This window comes from Streptomyces sp. CNH189 (genome assembly GCF_000527195.1).
In genome coordinates, this window is the sequence record NZ_AZUS01000012.1 from 1 (window position 1) to 15,151 (window position 15,151).

Here is a 15,151-nt window from a genome sequence, read left to right on the forward strand (position 1 = left end):
CACTCGGTGCAGGTGGAGAAGTCCAGCAGGCCCTTCCAGGAGAACTGCTCGACCTGGGAGACGCCGAAGACGTCGTCGTCACCGGGGTCGGTGAAGTCGATCGGCTTGCCGCCGGAGGTCATCGGCTGCAGGGCGCCCAGGGCGGTCCCGCCGTCGGCCTCGCGCTTGAACCAGATGTTGGGGAAGGCGAGGAAACGGTGCCAGGCCACACCCATGTTGGTGTTGAGCGAGACGACGATCATCCAGACGAACGACGTCCCGATCTTGATCATGGCGACCAGGTAGACCAGGTTCTGCAGCGCGCCGACCGACAGCCCCTTGAAGGCCAGGACCAGCGGGTACGACGCGAAGTACGACGCCGAGTAGCTGTCGACGTGGTGCAGGGCGCCCTCGAGGCCGCGCAGCACGTAGATCGCGAGGCCGATGGTGAGGATGACGTACTCGACGAAGTACGCCTGGCCGGCCTTGGAGCCGGCGAAGCGGGACTTGCGGCCGGGCCGGGACGGCAGGCTGAGCAGGCGGATCACGATCAGCGCCGCGATGCCCAGGACCGTCATGACACCGATGAACTCGATGTACATCTCGAACGGCAGGAAGTCGCCGATGACCGGCAGCACCCAGTCGGCCTGGAACAGCTGGCCGAAGGCCTGGGCGAGGGTCGGCGGCAGTGTCAGGAAGCCGACGGCGACGAACCAGTGGGCGATGCCGACGATGCCCCACCGGTTCATGCGGGTGTGGCCGAGGAACTCCCGTACCAGGGTCACACTGCGCTGGTAGGGGTTGTCGGTCCGGGTGCCGGCCGGGACCGGCTGGCCCAGCTTGAAGTGCCGGACGAACTGGCCGATCGCGCGTGCGAGCAGCGCAACGCCGACCACGGTCAGGACCAGCGACACGATGATCGCGGCGAGTTGCATGAGGGCTCCTCGGGCCTGCGAGGGGTTCAGGGTGTGGAGTGGGTTGTCGGGGGCTTCACCGGGACTTGCCTTCCGGCTTCCCCGAGATTACTAAGCGGTAACTTATGCGGTCCGTTTGAGACTACCCCCATCTCCAGCCGCACTGTAGCCGGGCACGAGGTGATCTGAATCGCTGAGGGTTCCTTCGCGGGTGACCGGTGAGCCGGCCGGTGGACGCCCTGGTGGGTGCCCGTGAGGCGCCCCGGCGACCGTCCCGGATGGCATCCGGGATCCGATCGTGTTATTCACGCCAAATCAGTCGATACGCCCCTAACTTATATCCGTGCTCTACGGGATCGTCGCCGCCGCCACCGCCCTGCTGTTGTCCGCCCTGCTCACGGGGGTCCTGCGGGCTCCTGCCCTGCGCCTGGGGATCGTGGACCGCAGGCGTCGGCGGGCCGTGCCGCTGTCCGGGGGAGCCGCCGTCGCGCTGGCGACCGCCCTGGTCGCGGCGGCCGGCGACGCCCTGGGCGTCGCCCCGCTCGGCGCCGGGATCGGCCGGGTGGTCGTGGCCGCCGGCTGTGTCGCGGCGCTCGGGCTGGCCGCCGACGCCTGGCGGCTCCGCCGGTGGGTCACGCCCGCCGGTACGGCCGTGGCGGCGGCGCTCGTCGTCCCGTACGAGGAGACCGGGGTGCCCGGCGGCGTGCTGGCCGCGGCGTGCGTCGTCGTCGCGACCGTCGCGTTCCGGGGCCTGGACCACGCCGACGGCCTGGCCGGCACCGTGGGAGCGGTGGGCGCGTTCGCGGTGGCCGTCTGCGCGGCGGCCGAGGTGATGGACGGACTCGCCGCGCTGCTCGGCGCCCTGGCCGCCGCCCTCGCCGGGTTCCTGCTGCACAACTGGTTCCCCGCGCAGGCGGCGCTCGGGGAGGGCGGAGCGCTGTTCACGGGCTTCGTCCTGTCCTCCTCGGCGGTGTTCGTGCGGGCCGGACAGGGAATCGGGTCCGGAGCCGCCGTGTTGTTCGCGCTGACGGTCCTGGCGTGTGCGGACGGCGCCCTGGTGGTACTCGGGCGGCGGCTCGACCGCCGGCCGGTGAGCCGCGCACGCCCGGACCATCTCGTGCACCGGCTGCGACGGCTGGGGCTCGCGCCCCGCGCTGCCGTGGTGCTGCTCGGCGCCGGGGCCGCGGGTGCGGCGGTGGTCGCCGTGTGTGTCCACACGGGGAGGGTGCCCGCGGGTGCGGCGCTGTGGATCGCGGGAGTCGCGGCGGTGCTCGTCCTGGGCCTGGTGCGGTTGCCTGTCACCCCTGTTTTCCGGCCGCGTCAACGTTCGGCCAGTGCGTCCTCGCAGGTCAGCGAGCGGTTGCGTGTAAGGAGCGGATAAGAGTTGAGTCTGTCCGACTCAGCTCTGTTGACCCCACGCCGGACGTCATGCATGCTTGAGTCTGTTCCACTCAAGTCAGCTGGAGGAATCGAAATGGCACGTGCGGTCGGCATCGACCTGGGCACGACTAACTCCGTCGTCAGCGTTCTGGAGGGCGGCGAGCCCACCGTCATCACCAACGCCGAGGGCGCCAGGACCACGCCTTCCGTCGTCGCCTTCGCCAAGAACGGTGAGGTGCTGGTCGGCGAGGTGGCCAAGCGCCAGGCCGTGACGAACGTCGACAGGACCATCCGGTCGGTCAAGCGCCACATGGGCACCGACTGGAAGATCAACCTGGACGGCAAGGACTTCAACCCGCAGCAGATCAGCGCCTTCGTGCTGCAGAAGCTGAAGCGGGACGCCGAGGCGTACCTGGGCGAGAAGGTGGCCGACGCGGTCATCACCGTCCCGGCGTACTTCAACGACGCCGAGCGCCAGGCGACCAAGGAGGCCGGCGAGATCGCCGGCCTGAACGTGCTGCGCATCGTCAACGAGCCGACGGCCGCCGCCCTGGCGTACGGCCTCGACAAGGACGACCAGACCATCCTCGTCTTCGACCTCGGTGGCGGTACCTTCGACGTCTCCCTGCTGGAGATCGGCGACGGTGTCGTCGAGGTGAAGGCCACCAACGGTGACAACCACCTCGGTGGTGACGACTGGGACCAGCGCGTCGTCGACTACCTGGTCAAGCAGTTCCAGTCGGGTCATGGCGTGGACCTGTCCAAGGACAAGATGGCGCTGCAGCGTCTGCGTGAGGCCGCCGAGAAGGCGAAGATCGAGCTGTCCTCGTCCACCGAGACCTCGATCAACCTCCCCTACATCACCGCCTCCGCCGAGGGCCCCCTGCACCTCGACGAGAAGCTGACCCGCGCGCAGTTCCAGCAGCTGACCGCGGACCTGCTCGAGCGCTGCAAGACGCCGTTCAACAACGTCATCAAGGACGCCGGCATCTCCGTCAGCGAGATCGACCACGTCGTCCTGGTCGGTGGCTCGACCCGTATGCCCGCCGTCGCCGACCTGGTCAGGGACCTGACCGGCGGCAAGGAGGCCAACAAGGGCGTCAACCCGGACGAGGTCGTCTCCATCGGCGCCGCGCTCCAGGCCGGTGTCCTCAAGGGTGAGGTCAAGGACGTCCTCCTGCTCGACGTCACCCCGCTGTCCCTCGGCATCGAGACCAAGGGCGGCATCATGACCAAGCTGATCGAGCGCAACACCACGATCCCGACCAAGCGCTCCGAGATCTTCACCACGGCCGAGGACAACCAGCCGTCGGTGCAGATCCAGGTCTACCAGGGCGAGCGCGAGATCGCGGCGTACAACAAGAAGCTCGGTATGTTCGAGCTGACCGGTCTGCCGCCGGCGCCGCGTGGCGTCCCGCAGATCGAGGTCTCCTTCGACATCGACGCCAACGGCATCATGCACGTCACGGCGAAGGACCTCGGCACCGGCAAGGAGCAGAAGATGACCGTCACCGGCGGCTCCTCGCTGCCGAAGGACGAGGTCGACCGGATGCGCCAGGAGGCCGAGAAGTACGCGGAGGAGGACCACGCCCGCCGCGAGGCCGCCGAGTCCCGCAACCAGGGCGAGCAGCTCGTCTACCAGACGGAGAAGTTCCTCGCGGACAACGCGGACAAGGTCCCCGGTGACGTCAAGACGGAGGTCGAGGAGGCCGTCGCCGAGCTGAAGGAGAAGCTCAAGGGCGAGGACGCCGCCGAGATCCGCACCGCCACGGAGAAGGTCGCCGCCGTCTCCCAGAAGCTGGGCCAGGCCATGTACGCCGACGCCCAGGGTGCCCAGGCCGCCGGTGGCGCGTCCGCCGGTGAGGCCAAGGCCGACGACGACGTCGTCGACGCCGAGATCGTCGACGAGGACCGCAAGGACGGTGCGGCGTGACGGAAGAGACCCCGGGCTTCGACGAGCAGCAGCAGCCCGACGTCCCTTCCGGCGCACCGACCGACGACGCCGAGCCGAAGGCCGCCGCTCCCTCCGAGGAGGAGGCGGCCCCGGCCGGGGACACGGGGCAGAACGCCGCCCTGGTGGCTCAGCTGGACCAGGCCCGCACCGCGCTCGGTGAGCGCACCGCGGATCTCCAGCGCCTCCAGGCCGAGTTCCAGAACTACCGCCGCCGTGTCGAGCGGGACCGGGTCGCGGTCAAGGAGGTCGCCGTGGCGAACCTCCTGTCCGAACTGCTCCCGGTGCTGGACGACATCGGCCGCGCGCGGGAACACGGCGAGCTGGTCGGCGGCTTCAAGTCCGTCGCCGAGTCGCTGGAGACCACGGTGGCGAAGCTGGGCCTGCAGCAGTTCGGCAAGGAGGGCGAGCCCTTCGACCCGACGATCCACGAGGCCCTGATGCACTCCTACGCCCCGGACGTCACCGAGACGACGTGCGTGGCGATCCTGCAGCCGGGGTACCGCATCGGCGAGCGCACCATCCGCCCCGCGCGGGTGGCCGTCGCCGAGCCGCAGCCGGGCGCGCAGACGGTCAAGCCGGCCGAGGAGAGCACCGAGGCGCAGGCGGACGCGGAGAACAAGGAGAACGGTGGCCCGGAGGAGGGCTGACGTTATAGCTGACGCAGGGAAGGAGGGACGTCGGGGATGAGCACCAAGGACTTCATCGAGAAGGACTACTACAAGGTCCTCGGCGTCCCCAAGGACGCCACCGAGGCCGAGATCAAGAAGGCGTACCGGAAGCTCGCCCGCGAGTTCCACCCGGACGCCAACAAGGGCAACGCCAAGGCGGAGGAGCGCTTCAAGGAGATCTCCGAGGCGAACGACATCCTCGGTGACCCCAAGAAGCGCAAGGAGTACGACGAGGCGCGCGCCCTCTTCGGCAACGGCGGTTTCCGTCCGGGGCCGGGCGGAAGCGGCGGCACGTTCAACTTCGACCTGGGCGACCTCTTCGGAGGCCAGCCCGGCGGCGGCGGCCAGGCGGGCGGCTTCGGCGGCGGCCTCGGTGACGTCTTCGGGGGCCTGTTCAACCGGGGCGGCGCGGGGACCACGCGGACCCAGCCGCGCCGGGGCCAGGACATCGAGTCCGAGGTGACGCTCAGCTTCACCGAGGCGATCGAGGGCGCGACCGTCCCGCTGCGGATGTCGTCGCAGGCGCCCTGCAAGGCCTGTTCGGGTACCGGCGACAAGAACGGCACACCGCGCGTGTGCCCGACCTGCGTCGGCACCGGGCAGGTGGCGCGGGGCTCCGGCGGCGGCTTCTCGCTGACGGACCCGTGCCCCGACTGCAAGGGCCGCGGCCTGATCGCGGAGGAGCCCTGCGAGGTCTGCAAGGGCAGCGGCCGGGCCAAGTCCTCGCGGACGATGCAGGTGCGCATCCCCGCGGGGGTCAGCGACGGGCAGCGGATCCGGCTGCGCGGCAAGGGCGCTCCCGGTGAGCGCGGCGGGCCCGCGGGCGATCTGTACGTCGTCGTGCACGTCGGCTCCCACCCGGTGTTCGGCCGCAAGGACGACAACCTGACCGTCACCGTGCCCGTCACGTATCCCGAGGCGGCTCTCGGCGGCGAGATCCGGGTCCCGACGCTGGGCGGTCCGCCGGTGACGCTGAAGCTTCCGCCGGGCACACCCAACGGGCGCACCATGCGCGCCCGCGGCAAGGGAGCGGTCCGCAAGGACGGCACCCGCGGTGACCTTCTGGTGACCGTCGAGGTGAGTGTTCCCAAGGACCTGTCGGGGAAGGCTCGTGACGCCCTGGAGGCGTATCGCGAGGCAACCGCGGACCAGGATCCGCGGGCGGAGCTGTTCCAGGCCGCGAAGGGAGCTTGATGCGATGGACGGCCGTCGACGCAATCCGTACGAACTGACCCAGGACACCCCGGTCTACGTCATTTCGGTGGCGGCCCAGCTGTCCGGTCTGCATCCGCAGACGCTGCGTCAGTACGACCGGCTGGGACTTGTGTCGCCGGACCGCACGGCGGGCCGGGGCCGGCGCTATTCGGCCCGTGACATCGAACTGCTCCGGCAGGTGCAGCAGCTGTCGCAGGACGAGGGCATCAACCTGGCCGGAATCAAGCGCATCATCGAGCTGGAGAACCAGGTCGCCGCCCTCCAGGCCCGTGTGGCGGAGCTGGAGGACGCGCTCGACGGCGCGGCGGCGGCGATGCGTCAGCGTGAGGCGGCCGTCCATGCCTCGTACCGTCGTGACCTGGTGCCCTACCAGGAGGTGCAGCAGACCAGCGCGCTGGTGGTGTGGCGGCCCAAGCGCCAGCAGCAGTCGGACTGACCACGCGGAACGCGCGGAAGGGGCCCCGAGGTTCACCGAACCTCGGGGCCCCTTCTCTTATGCCTGACCACAACTGTGGCTATGGTATGCCTGCGTGTCCAGGTGTCCCACGCGGCGTGTCCGCAGGACTTTCACGAGTTCAGCGGACCGTGCTGTGTCCATCTCGTTAAGTGGTTGCCCTTGACGGCGATGGGCCCTGAAGCGTTGGCTTTTCAGTCACATGGGCCGCAAAGCTGTGCCCACGTCCAAAACGCACCTGAAGTGAGCCCTCGCATGCGTCGTATCGCCATATCCGTGGCCGCCGTCTCGATGTCCGTCACGCTCGCCGGCTGCGGCATGCTCGACGCGACAGGGAGCAGCGACGAGGCGAGCCCGGCCAAGGGGGACGACATCTCCGTCGGTCTCCTCCTCCCGGAGAAGGCCAACACGCGCTACGAGCAGTTCGACTACCCCTTCTTCAAGAAGAAGGTGGAGGCGCTCACCGACAACAAGGGCAAGGTCGAGTACGCCAACGCCGAGGCGGACGCCGACAAGCAGGCCTCCCAGATGCAGCGCATGATCGACGCGAAGGTCGACGTCATCGTGCTGGACGCGGTGGACGCCCACGCCATCGCGGAGAGCGTCACCAAGGCCAAGGAGGCGGGCATCCCGGTCATCGCCTACGACCGGCTGGCCGAGGGCCCGATCGACGCGTACATCTCCTTCGACAACGAGCTGGTCGGAGAGGTGCAGGGCCGTTCGCTGCTGGAGTCCTTCGGCGGCGACCTCAGCATCACCGACAAGGTCGTCATGATGAACGGCTCGTCGACCGACCCCAACGCCAAGCAGTTCAAGGCGGGCGCGCTGTCCGAGCTCAAGGGCAAGGTGACCATCGCCAAGTCCTTCGACACCAAGGACTGGGACCCCAAGAACGCCGAGAAGAACATGGCCGAGGCGATCGGCGAGATCGGCGCGGGGAAGATCAAGGGCGTCTACTCGGCCAACGACGGCATGGCGGGCGGCATCGTCAAGGCGCTGCGCGGCGCCGGTGTCACCGACCTGCCCCCGATCACCGGCCAGGACGCGGAGATCGCCGCGGTGCAGCGCATCGTCACCGGCGAGCAGTACATGAGCGTGTACAAGTCGTACCCGACGGAGGCGGAGAACGCCGCGGAGATGGCCGTGGCGCGGGTCCAGGGCCGGGACATCCAGTTCGACGCCCTCACCCGTGACCGGGTCGACAGCCCCACCGAGCAGGACATCCCGGCGCAGTTGGTGCCGGTGGTCGCGCTGACGCAGGAGAACATCCAGGACACGGTCATCGCCGACGGGTTCTACGACGTGTCGGACATCTGCACCGCCGACTTCAAGTCCGCCTGCGAGAAGCTCGACCTGAAGTAACTCCCGTCGGTATTCGGCCACCCGCGGGTCTCGGGGCCGGCGCGGTGGCCGGCCCCGTGTTGCACAGCAGGTTCCGGCCGCGCATAGTTGCGCTGCGGAAAGTGGCTGAACCGGGGGTGGGATGGGCGATGGCCGGGCACGCGGCTCAGGAGCATCCGCACGGTGCTGACCGACTGTGCGAGGCCGGGGACCGCGTCTACTCCCGGGCCGTACGGCGCGGCCGGCTGCCGCGCCGGGAGGCCGAGCGGGTGCCCTGCCTGCTGGAACTGGCCCTGCTGCACCCCGATCCCGACGACATGGACTGGCTGGTGCCCACCGCCCCGCAGGAGGTCATGACCCGGCTGCTGCGCGGCATGTACGACGAGGTGAGGGCGAGTCAGCGCCGGGTCGGCTCGGCGGTCGCCGCCTTCGAGTGGTACGCCGGACTCGGCCGCCAGGTGCCGGTCGCGCAGTCGTCGGCGGAGGGCCCGGCGATCCGTGTGCTGGACGGACTGGCGCGTATCCAGGCCGCGATGGACGAGGCGACGCAGGCGTGCACCACCGAGGTGCTCACGGTCCAGCCGGGCGGCATCCGGCGTGAGGCCGAGCTGTCGGAGGGCCTGCACCGGGCGATGGCGCTGCGCGGCCGGGGCGTGCGCATGCGGGACCTGTACACCCATGTCGCCCGGCACGGGCACGGGTTGCTGAGTTACCTGGAGCTGATGGGCGACGCGGTGGAGGCGCGCACGCTGGACGAGGTGGTCGACCGGCTGATCCTGTTCGACCGCACGGTCGCCTTCATTCCCGCCAACGCCGAGCGCACGATGGCGCTGGAGCTGCGCCACCCGGCGCTGGTGGAGTACCTGGGCACGGTCTTCGACCGGCTGTGGCGGCTCGCCATCCCGCTGACCGCCCCTCTTCCGGCCACCGGCATCGAGGGCATCTCGCACCGGGAGCAGTCCATCGCGGCGCTGCTGGCGGAGGGCCACCAGGACGCGGTCGTCGCGGAGCGCCTGGGCATCAGTGTGCGGACCTGCCGGGCGCACATCGCCCGCCTGTCGGAGACCCTCGGGGCGGCCAGCCGTACGCAGCTGGGGGTGCGGATCGCGCAGGCGGGGCTGGACGGGGCACGGCACCCGGCCGTCACTCCGCCGGGTCGAGCACCCCGGACCGCGCGATGAGGTAGCCGAGCTGGGCCCGGCTGCCGCTGCCCAGCAGCGCGGCGAGTTTGGCGATGTGCTCCCGCGCGGTGCGGACGTTCATGCCGAGCCGGTCGGCGATGACGGCGTCGGTGTGCCCCTCGACGAGCAGCGTGGCGATGGCGCGCTGGCGCGGGGTGACGCCGTTGAGGGTGGGCTGCCGGTCCGCCTCCGGGTACATGGGGGTGGCCAGGCGCCAGAGCCGGTCGAAGGTGGTGACCAGGAACGTCACGATCGCCGGATGCCGGACCTCCAGGGCCGTCGAGCGCTCGGGGCCGGCCGGGATGAAGGCGACCGCGCGGTCGACGATCACGAGGCGGTCGGTGATCTCGTCCAGGGAGCGGGCCTCGACGTCGCCCGTGAGGCGTTCGTAGCGGGCGGCCAGCGTGGGCGCGTGGCGCAGGGTGTGCTGGTACAGGGCGCGGATGCGGCCGCCGCGGTCCAGCAGGTCCTGGTCGCGGCGGAGGGCGGGTTCGTGGACGGCCGGGTCGAACTTCACGTAGCTGCGGTGCGGCTGGACGGCGAGGAGTTCCGTGGCGCCGGTCATCGCCTCGCCGATGGCCCGGCCGATGCTCTCCGTGCCGCTGTGCCGGGTGACGAGGGGGGACTCCTGTTCCACCGGTTCGCCGGGGCGCAGCAGCGGGGCCAGGGTCTCCGCCAGGCGTTCCTGACGCCGCCGTTCCTCGGCGACGCGGTCCTCGGAGGCGCGCAGCAGCCGGTGCAGGGCGAGGTGCGGTGCGACCGGCTCCAGCCGGCTGGGGTCGTCCCCGGCGGGGTGGAGCAGGCCGAGGCGGAGCAGGAGTGGGGTCTCCGCGTCCCCCGAGGCGGGCACGTGGCCCTGGTCCAGGGCGCGGGCGTAGCGGTCCAGTGCCTCCGCCCGCAGCGCGTCCGCTGCCCTCTGTGGTGCGTCGCCGCTCATGCCTGACCGCCCCCCGGACCGGATCAGTGGTCCTGCTCGAGAATGCCGGACTGTGCGATGAGGTACCCCAGTTGGGCACGGCTGCCACTGCCGAGCGCGGTGGCCAGCTTGGCTATGTGTGCCCGGCAGGTGCGGACGTTCATGCCGAGGCGGCGCGCGATGGCCTCGTCGACGTGTCCCTCGACGAGCAGTTTGGCTATCGAGTGCTGGATGTCGGTGAGACCGTCCGGTGCGGTCTCGTACGGGGTGCCGGCGGTGAGGGGGACCGCGCGGCCCCACATGAACTCGAAGACCTTGATGAGGTAGCGCACCAGGCCGGGGTGGCGCAGTTCGAGCGCGACCTGCCGGTCGTCCCGGACGGGGATGAAGGCGACCGTGTCGTCGCAGACGATGAGGCGCTCGACCAGCTCGTCGATGGTGCGGTACTCCACCTTGCCGTCGGCGAACTGCTCGGTCCAGGCGATGCGCTCGGGGTTGTACCGGGCGGTGTGCTGGTAGAGCGTCCTGATCCGCACCCCGCGTTCGATCAGCGGCCGGTCGCGTTCCAGTGCCTCGATCAGGCGCTGCTCCGGGTGCCGGTTCTTCGGCTGGACGGTGAGCACTTCGTTCCGGCACTGGGAGGTCGCCAGGTCGAGCGCCTCGTTGATGCGGTCGAGTCCTTCGAGCACGGTGATGGAGTGGACCGGTTCCGCCAGGGGGGCGCCGAGTCCCATGAACGGCTCGAAAATGTCCGCCAACTCCATGGTCAGGCGCCGGCGTTCGGTGATCTCACGCTCGATCGGGTCCAGCCGCTGGGCCAGCACGACGGAGGGCGGGACGGGGCGCAGCCAGTCCGGGTCGTCGGGGTCGGGGTGGAGCAGGGAGAAGTCGACCAGACAGGGTGCGGCTTCGGCCTCCGCCCGGGGGATACGTCCCGTGCGCAGTGCGTTCGCGTACAGACGACTCCCTTCCACGCACAGCTCCGTCATGGGATGGGGATGCACGGTTTTGGTCCGATTCATTGTTAAATCTCCACCCCCCAGGCTCCTGAACATGCAGGAACATGATGCACCGATCGTGTGGCCATGACGTGCCCGAATGAGCCATCGTCTTACTTGACGGGGGAAAGGGGACCTTCGAGTGAGGACGAAGCCGACTATGCGTAAGAGAATGCGTCGCTCGGTGCTTGTCGCCGCCTTGTCCGCCGTTGTGGCCTTCGGTGCGCTGGGCGCCCTGTCCGGCGCGCAGACCGATGCCGAGGACGACACCGTCTGGTCGAGCGGGACCGTGGGCGTGGTGGACGGCGAGGACGTGGTCCAGCTTCCGGCAGACACTGTCTGGAGCTGACGTGGCCACCCCACCTGACGACCGATCCTTCCGTCGTGAGATGGCGACGGCCTACCGGTCCGGATGGCATTTCATCGACCTGGTCACCGCCATCCCCCACAGCGGTGACTCGTTGATGGTGACCGTCTTCGGTGAGCCCGTGGTCGTCACGCGCGACGAGGACGGTGACGTACGGGCGTTCCGGTGTCTGAGGCGGCCCAGGGGGGCGCCGAAGCCCGTGCGGTGTGCCATCCGGTACGGAATGATCTTTGTGAACCTGGACCAGCGGGACCACCGGCAGGTGGAGTCCGACTCCCCTGCCCCCAGGACCATCTCGGCCACCCCCCGCAGTGCCTGACGCGATTCCCCCGTCGTAAAAGATCGCGCAGGTGCTTCCCCCCGCAGCGGCGTCACCGTGACCTGAACACGGTGACGCCGCTGCAGTTTTGGGGGATATTTCCGGGTATCCCCGGGATAGGGCGATGGCCGGAAGGGATCGCTCGCCGGTGCGAGCCGCACCGCCGGCCTCAGCCGCGGCCCATCGCGCGCGTGAGCGCGATCTCGATGACGACCCGGTCCGGGTTGGGGCCCGGCATCCGTCCGTAGCGCTCCGCGTACCGCAGCACCGCGTCCTCGACGCGCTCCGGGTCCGTGCGGACCCGCGCGCGTCCCTCCAGCGTCGCCCACCGCTTGCCGTCCACCTGGCAGACCGCGACCGGCGCGCCCTCGTCCCCCGCCGCCCGTACGTGGCGGACCTTCGCGCTGGTCCGGTTGGTGATGACCCGGGCGAGGCACGTCTCGGGGTCGTACGTCACCCCGACGGGTACCAGGTGCGGTGTGCCGTCCGGGCGGAGGGTGGTCAGCGTGCACAGGTGCCGTTCGCGCCAGAAGCTGAGGTACGACGCGTCCGGATCGCCCGGATCCACCGAATACGTGAGGGTCATGACCCCGGAACTTAGCCCCGAGTCCCTCGCGGCACCACCTTGAGTGGATTAGACTCAAGTTTGTGGACGTTGACACAGTCAGCCACAGACATCGCTGAGGGTCACCGAAGGGCACCAAGGAGGAGAACGGACACGTGGACGCCGAGCTGACCAACCGGAGCCGTGACGCACTGGCCGCCGCCGGCAACCGGGCCGTGACCGAGGGGCACCCCGACCTCACCCCCGCGCACCTGCTGCTCGCCCTGCTCGCCGGGCAGGAGAACGAGAACATCACGGACCTGCTCGCCGCGGTGGACGCCGACCAGGCCGCCGTACGCTCCGGCGCCGAGCGGGTCCTCTCCGGACTGCCGAGCGTCACCGGATCCACCGTGGCGCCGCCCCAGCCCAACCGCGAGCTGCTCGCCGTCGTCGCCGACGCCCAGGCCCGCGCCCAGGACCTCGGCGACGAGTACCTGTCCACCGAGCACCTGCTGACCGGCATCGCCGCCAAGGGCGGTGCGGCCGGCGAGGTACTGTCCCGGCAGGGCGCCACCGCGGACAAGCTGCAGGAGGCCTTCCAGAAGGCGAGGGGGACGCGCCGGGTGACCACTCCCGACCCGGAGGGCCAGTACAAGGCCCTCGAGAAGTTCGGCACCGACCTGACCGCCGCCGCCCGCGAGGGCAGGCTGGACCCCGTCATCGGACGGGACCAGGAGATCCGGCGGGTGGTGCAGGTGCTGAGCCGCCGCACCAAGAACAACCCCGTGCTGATCGGCGAGCCCGGCGTCGGCAAGACCGCCGTCGTCGAAGGCCTCGCCCAGCGGATCGTCAAGGGCGACGTGCCCGAGTCGCTGAAGAACAAGCGGCTGGTCGCGCTCGACCTGGGCGCCATGGTCGCGGGTGCCAAGTACCGCGGCGAGTTCGAGGAGCGGCTCAAGACCGTCCTGGCGGAGATCAAGGAGTCCGACGGGCAGGTCGTCACCTTCATCGACGAGCTGCACACGGTCGTCGGCGCGGGCGCCGGCGGCGACTCCGCGATGGACGCCGGGAACATGCTCAAGCCGATGCTGGCCCGCGGCGAGCTGCGCATGGTCGGCGCCACCACGCTCGACGAGTACCGCGAGCGGATCGAGAAGGACCCGGCGCTGGAGCGGCGCTTCCAGCAGGTGCTGGTCGCCGAGCCGACCGTCGAGGACTCCATCGCCATCCTGCGCGGGCTCAAGGGCCGCTACGAGGCGCACCACAAGGTGCAGATCGCCGACAGCGCCCTGGTGGCCGCCGCGACCCTCTCCGACCGCTACATCACCTCCCGCTTCCTGCCGGACAAGGCCATCGACCTCGTCGACGAGGCCGCCTCCCGGCTGCGCATGGAGATCGACTCCTCGCCCGTCGAGATCGACGAGCTCCAGCGCGCCGTCGACCGGCTGAAGATGGAGGAGCTGGCCATCGGCAAGGAGACCGACGCCGCCTCCCGGGAGCGCCTGGAGAAGCTGCGCCGCGACCTCGCCGACAAGGAGGAGGAGCTGCGCGGCCTCACCGCCCGCTGGGAGAAGGAGAAGACCTCCCTCAACCGCGTCGGCGAGCTGAAGGAGAAGCTCGACGAGCTGCGCGGCCAGGCCGAACGCGCCCAGCGCGACGGCGACTTCGACACCGCCTCCAAGCTGCTCTACGGCGAGATCCCGGGCGTCGAACGCGACCTGGAGGCCGCCTCCGAGGCCGAGGAAGAGGTCACGAAGGACACCATGGTCAAGGAGGAGGTCGGCGCCGACGACATCGCCGACGTCGTCGCCTCCTGGACCGGCATCCCGGCCGGCCGCCTGATGGAGGGCGAGACGCAGAAGCTGCTGCGCATGGAGGACGAGCTGGGCCGGCGGCTGATCGGCCAGACCGAGGCCGTGCGGGCCGTCTCCGACGCCGTGCGGCGCTCGCGGGCCGGCATCGCCGACCCCGACCGGCCCACCGGCTCCTTCCTCTTCCTCGGCCCCACCGGCGTCGGCAAGACCGAGCTGGCCAAGGCGCTCGCCGGCTTCCTCTTCGACGACGAGCGGGCCATGGTCCGCATCGACATGTCGGAGTACGGCGAGAAGCACTCCGTCGCCCGGCTCGTCGGCGCGCCCCCCGGCTACGTCGGCTACGAGGAGGGCGGCCAGCTCACCGAGGCCGTCCGCCGCCGCCCGTACAGCGTGGTGCTGCTGGACGAGGTGGAGAAGGCCCATCCCGAGGTCTTCGACATCCTGCTCCAGGTGCTCGACGACGGCCGCCTCACCGACGGCCAGGGCCGCACGGTCGACTTCCGCAACACGATCCTGGTGCTGACGTCCAACCTGGGCAGCCAGTACCTGGTCGACCCGGTCAGCACCGAGGCCGAGAAGCGCGAGCAGGTGCTGGAGGCGGTCCGGGCGTCGTTCAAGCCGGAGTTCCTCAACCGTCTCGACGACCTCGTGGTGTTCTCCGCGCTCAGCAAGGCCGAGCTGGAGCGCATCGCGGAGCTACAGATCGCCGCGCTCGGCCGGCGCCTGGCCGAACGCCGGCTCGCCCTGGAGGTCACGCCCGAGGCGCTGGCCTGGCTGGCGCAGGAGGGCCTGGACCCGGCGTACGGCGCCCGGCCGCTGCGCCGCCTGGTGCAGACCGCGATCGGCGACCGGCTCGCCCGGGAGATCCTCTCCGGCGAGATCAAGGACGGCGACACGGTCCGGGTGGACCGCGTCGAGGACGGGCTGATCGTCGGCCCGGCCGCCGGCACCGGCAAGACACTCTGAGTGACGGTTCCGCTTTCCGGGCCCGATGTCCCCCGCGGACGTTGGGCCCGGAGCCTTTCCGGGTACCCCGGACCTGACCGGATCGAGTCAGCCCTCGGCTGACAGGCCCGTCGGGGCTTGCCACCCCCCTCCCCGCATGGG

At 70.3% G+C, this 15,151-nt stretch carries 13 protein-coding genes and 1 pseudogene; 10 read left to right on the top strand and 4 right to left on the bottom strand.

All coding sequences use genetic code 11. The features are described 5' to 3' along the window. Nucleotides 1-914 (bottom strand): annotated as a pseudogene (locus B100_RS0117355) (Fe-S oxidoreductase); the annotation flags it as partial. A 322-nt stretch (nucleotides 915-1,236) separates the two neighbouring features. Between B100_RS0117355 and B100_RS0117365 the strand changes: the two are divergent. The 7 genes from B100_RS0117365 (at nucleotide 1,237) to B100_RS0117395 (ending at nucleotide 9,086) form a co-directional block, all read left to right on the top strand. Then, entirely contained in the window at nucleotides 1,237-2,274 is a 1,038-nt protein-coding gene (locus tag B100_RS0117365) for a glycosyl transferase (RefSeq protein ID WP_024885700.1), read from the top strand. 93 nt (nucleotides 2,275-2,367) lie between these two features. Further along, nucleotides 2,368-4,206 carry a molecular chaperone DnaK gene (gene dnaK, locus B100_RS0117370; RefSeq protein WP_024885701.1) on the top strand — a complete coding sequence of 613 codons (1,839 nt, stop codon included), beginning with the start codon at nucleotides 2,368-2,370 and terminating at the stop codon, nucleotides 4,204-4,206. After that, nucleotides 4,203-4,874: a nucleotide exchange factor GrpE gene (gene grpE, locus B100_RS0117375; RefSeq protein ID WP_024885702.1), complete on the top strand. Its 672-nt coding sequence runs from the start codon at nucleotides 4,203-4,205 to the stop codon at nucleotides 4,872-4,874. The genes dnaK and grpE overlap by 4 nt, the downstream gene beginning before the upstream one ends. A gap of 36 nt (nucleotides 4,875-4,910) precedes the next feature. After that, nucleotides 4,911-6,089, top strand: coding sequence for a molecular chaperone DnaJ (gene dnaJ, locus B100_RS0117380; RefSeq protein ID WP_024885703.1), 1,179 nt, complete (start codon nucleotides 4,911-4,913; stop codon nucleotides 6,087-6,089). A gap of 4 nt (nucleotides 6,090-6,093) precedes the next feature. Then, nucleotides 6,094-6,546 carry a heat shock protein transcriptional repressor HspR gene (locus B100_RS0117385; RefSeq protein WP_006134641.1) on the top strand — a complete coding sequence of 151 codons (453 nt, stop codon included), beginning with the start codon at nucleotides 6,094-6,096 and terminating at the stop codon, nucleotides 6,544-6,546. Between the two features lie 273 nt (nucleotides 6,547-6,819). Further along, nucleotides 6,820-7,926 (top strand): substrate-binding domain-containing protein, encoded by a 1,107-nt coding sequence (locus tag B100_RS0117390; protein WP_199785259.1) that lies wholly within the window; start codon nucleotides 6,820-6,822, stop codon nucleotides 7,924-7,926. 128 nt (nucleotides 7,927-8,054) lie between these two features. Further along, a complete protein-coding gene (locus B100_RS0117395; protein WP_024885705.1) occupies nucleotides 8,055-9,086 on the top strand; it encodes a helix-turn-helix domain-containing protein in 1,032 nt (343 codons plus the stop codon). Here B100_RS0117395 and B100_RS0117400 read toward each other — a convergent pair. Next, nucleotides 9,049-10,023 (bottom strand): helix-turn-helix domain-containing protein, encoded by a 975-nt coding sequence (locus B100_RS0117400; protein WP_024885706.1) that lies wholly within the window; start codon nucleotides 10,021-10,023, stop codon nucleotides 9,049-9,051. The genes B100_RS0117395 and B100_RS0117400 overlap by 38 nt on opposite strands. A 23-nt stretch (nucleotides 10,024-10,046) precedes the next feature. After that, the gene (locus B100_RS0117405; RefSeq protein WP_037722985.1) at nucleotides 10,047-11,024 is read right to left on the bottom strand and encodes a hypothetical protein; all 978 of its coding nucleotides are present in this window, start codon (nucleotides 11,022-11,024) and stop codon (nucleotides 10,047-10,049) included. Between the two features lie 136 nt (nucleotides 11,025-11,160). Here B100_RS0117405 and B100_RS36970 point away from each other — a divergent pair, with 136 nt between their 5' ends. Next, on the top strand, nucleotides 11,161-11,349 hold the full coding sequence (locus tag B100_RS36970; RefSeq protein ID WP_158686728.1) for a hypothetical protein: 189 nt from the start codon (nucleotides 11,161-11,163) through the stop codon (nucleotides 11,347-11,349). 40 nt (nucleotides 11,350-11,389) lie between these two features. Then, on the top strand, nucleotides 11,390-11,686 hold the full coding sequence (locus tag B100_RS0117415) for a (2Fe-2S)-binding protein (RefSeq protein ID WP_051490007.1): 297 nt from the start codon (nucleotides 11,390-11,392) through the stop codon (nucleotides 11,684-11,686). A 169-nt stretch (nucleotides 11,687-11,855) separates the two neighbouring features. Here the strand turns inward: B100_RS0117415 and B100_RS0117420 are convergent, their stop codons facing one another. After that, on the bottom strand, nucleotides 11,856-12,272 hold the full coding sequence (locus B100_RS0117420; RefSeq protein WP_024885709.1) for a TIGR03618 family F420-dependent PPOX class oxidoreductase: 417 nt from the start codon (nucleotides 12,270-12,272) through the stop codon (nucleotides 11,856-11,858). Between the two features lie 134 nt (nucleotides 12,273-12,406). On the opposite strand from B100_RS0117420, the gene clpB reads away from it, so the two are divergent. Continuing rightward, nucleotides 12,407-15,010 (top strand): ATP-dependent chaperone ClpB, encoded by a 2,604-nt coding sequence (clpB, locus tag B100_RS0117425; protein WP_024885710.1) that lies wholly within the window; start codon nucleotides 12,407-12,409, stop codon nucleotides 15,008-15,010. The last annotated feature ends 141 nt before the right edge of the window (nucleotides 15,011-15,151 follow it).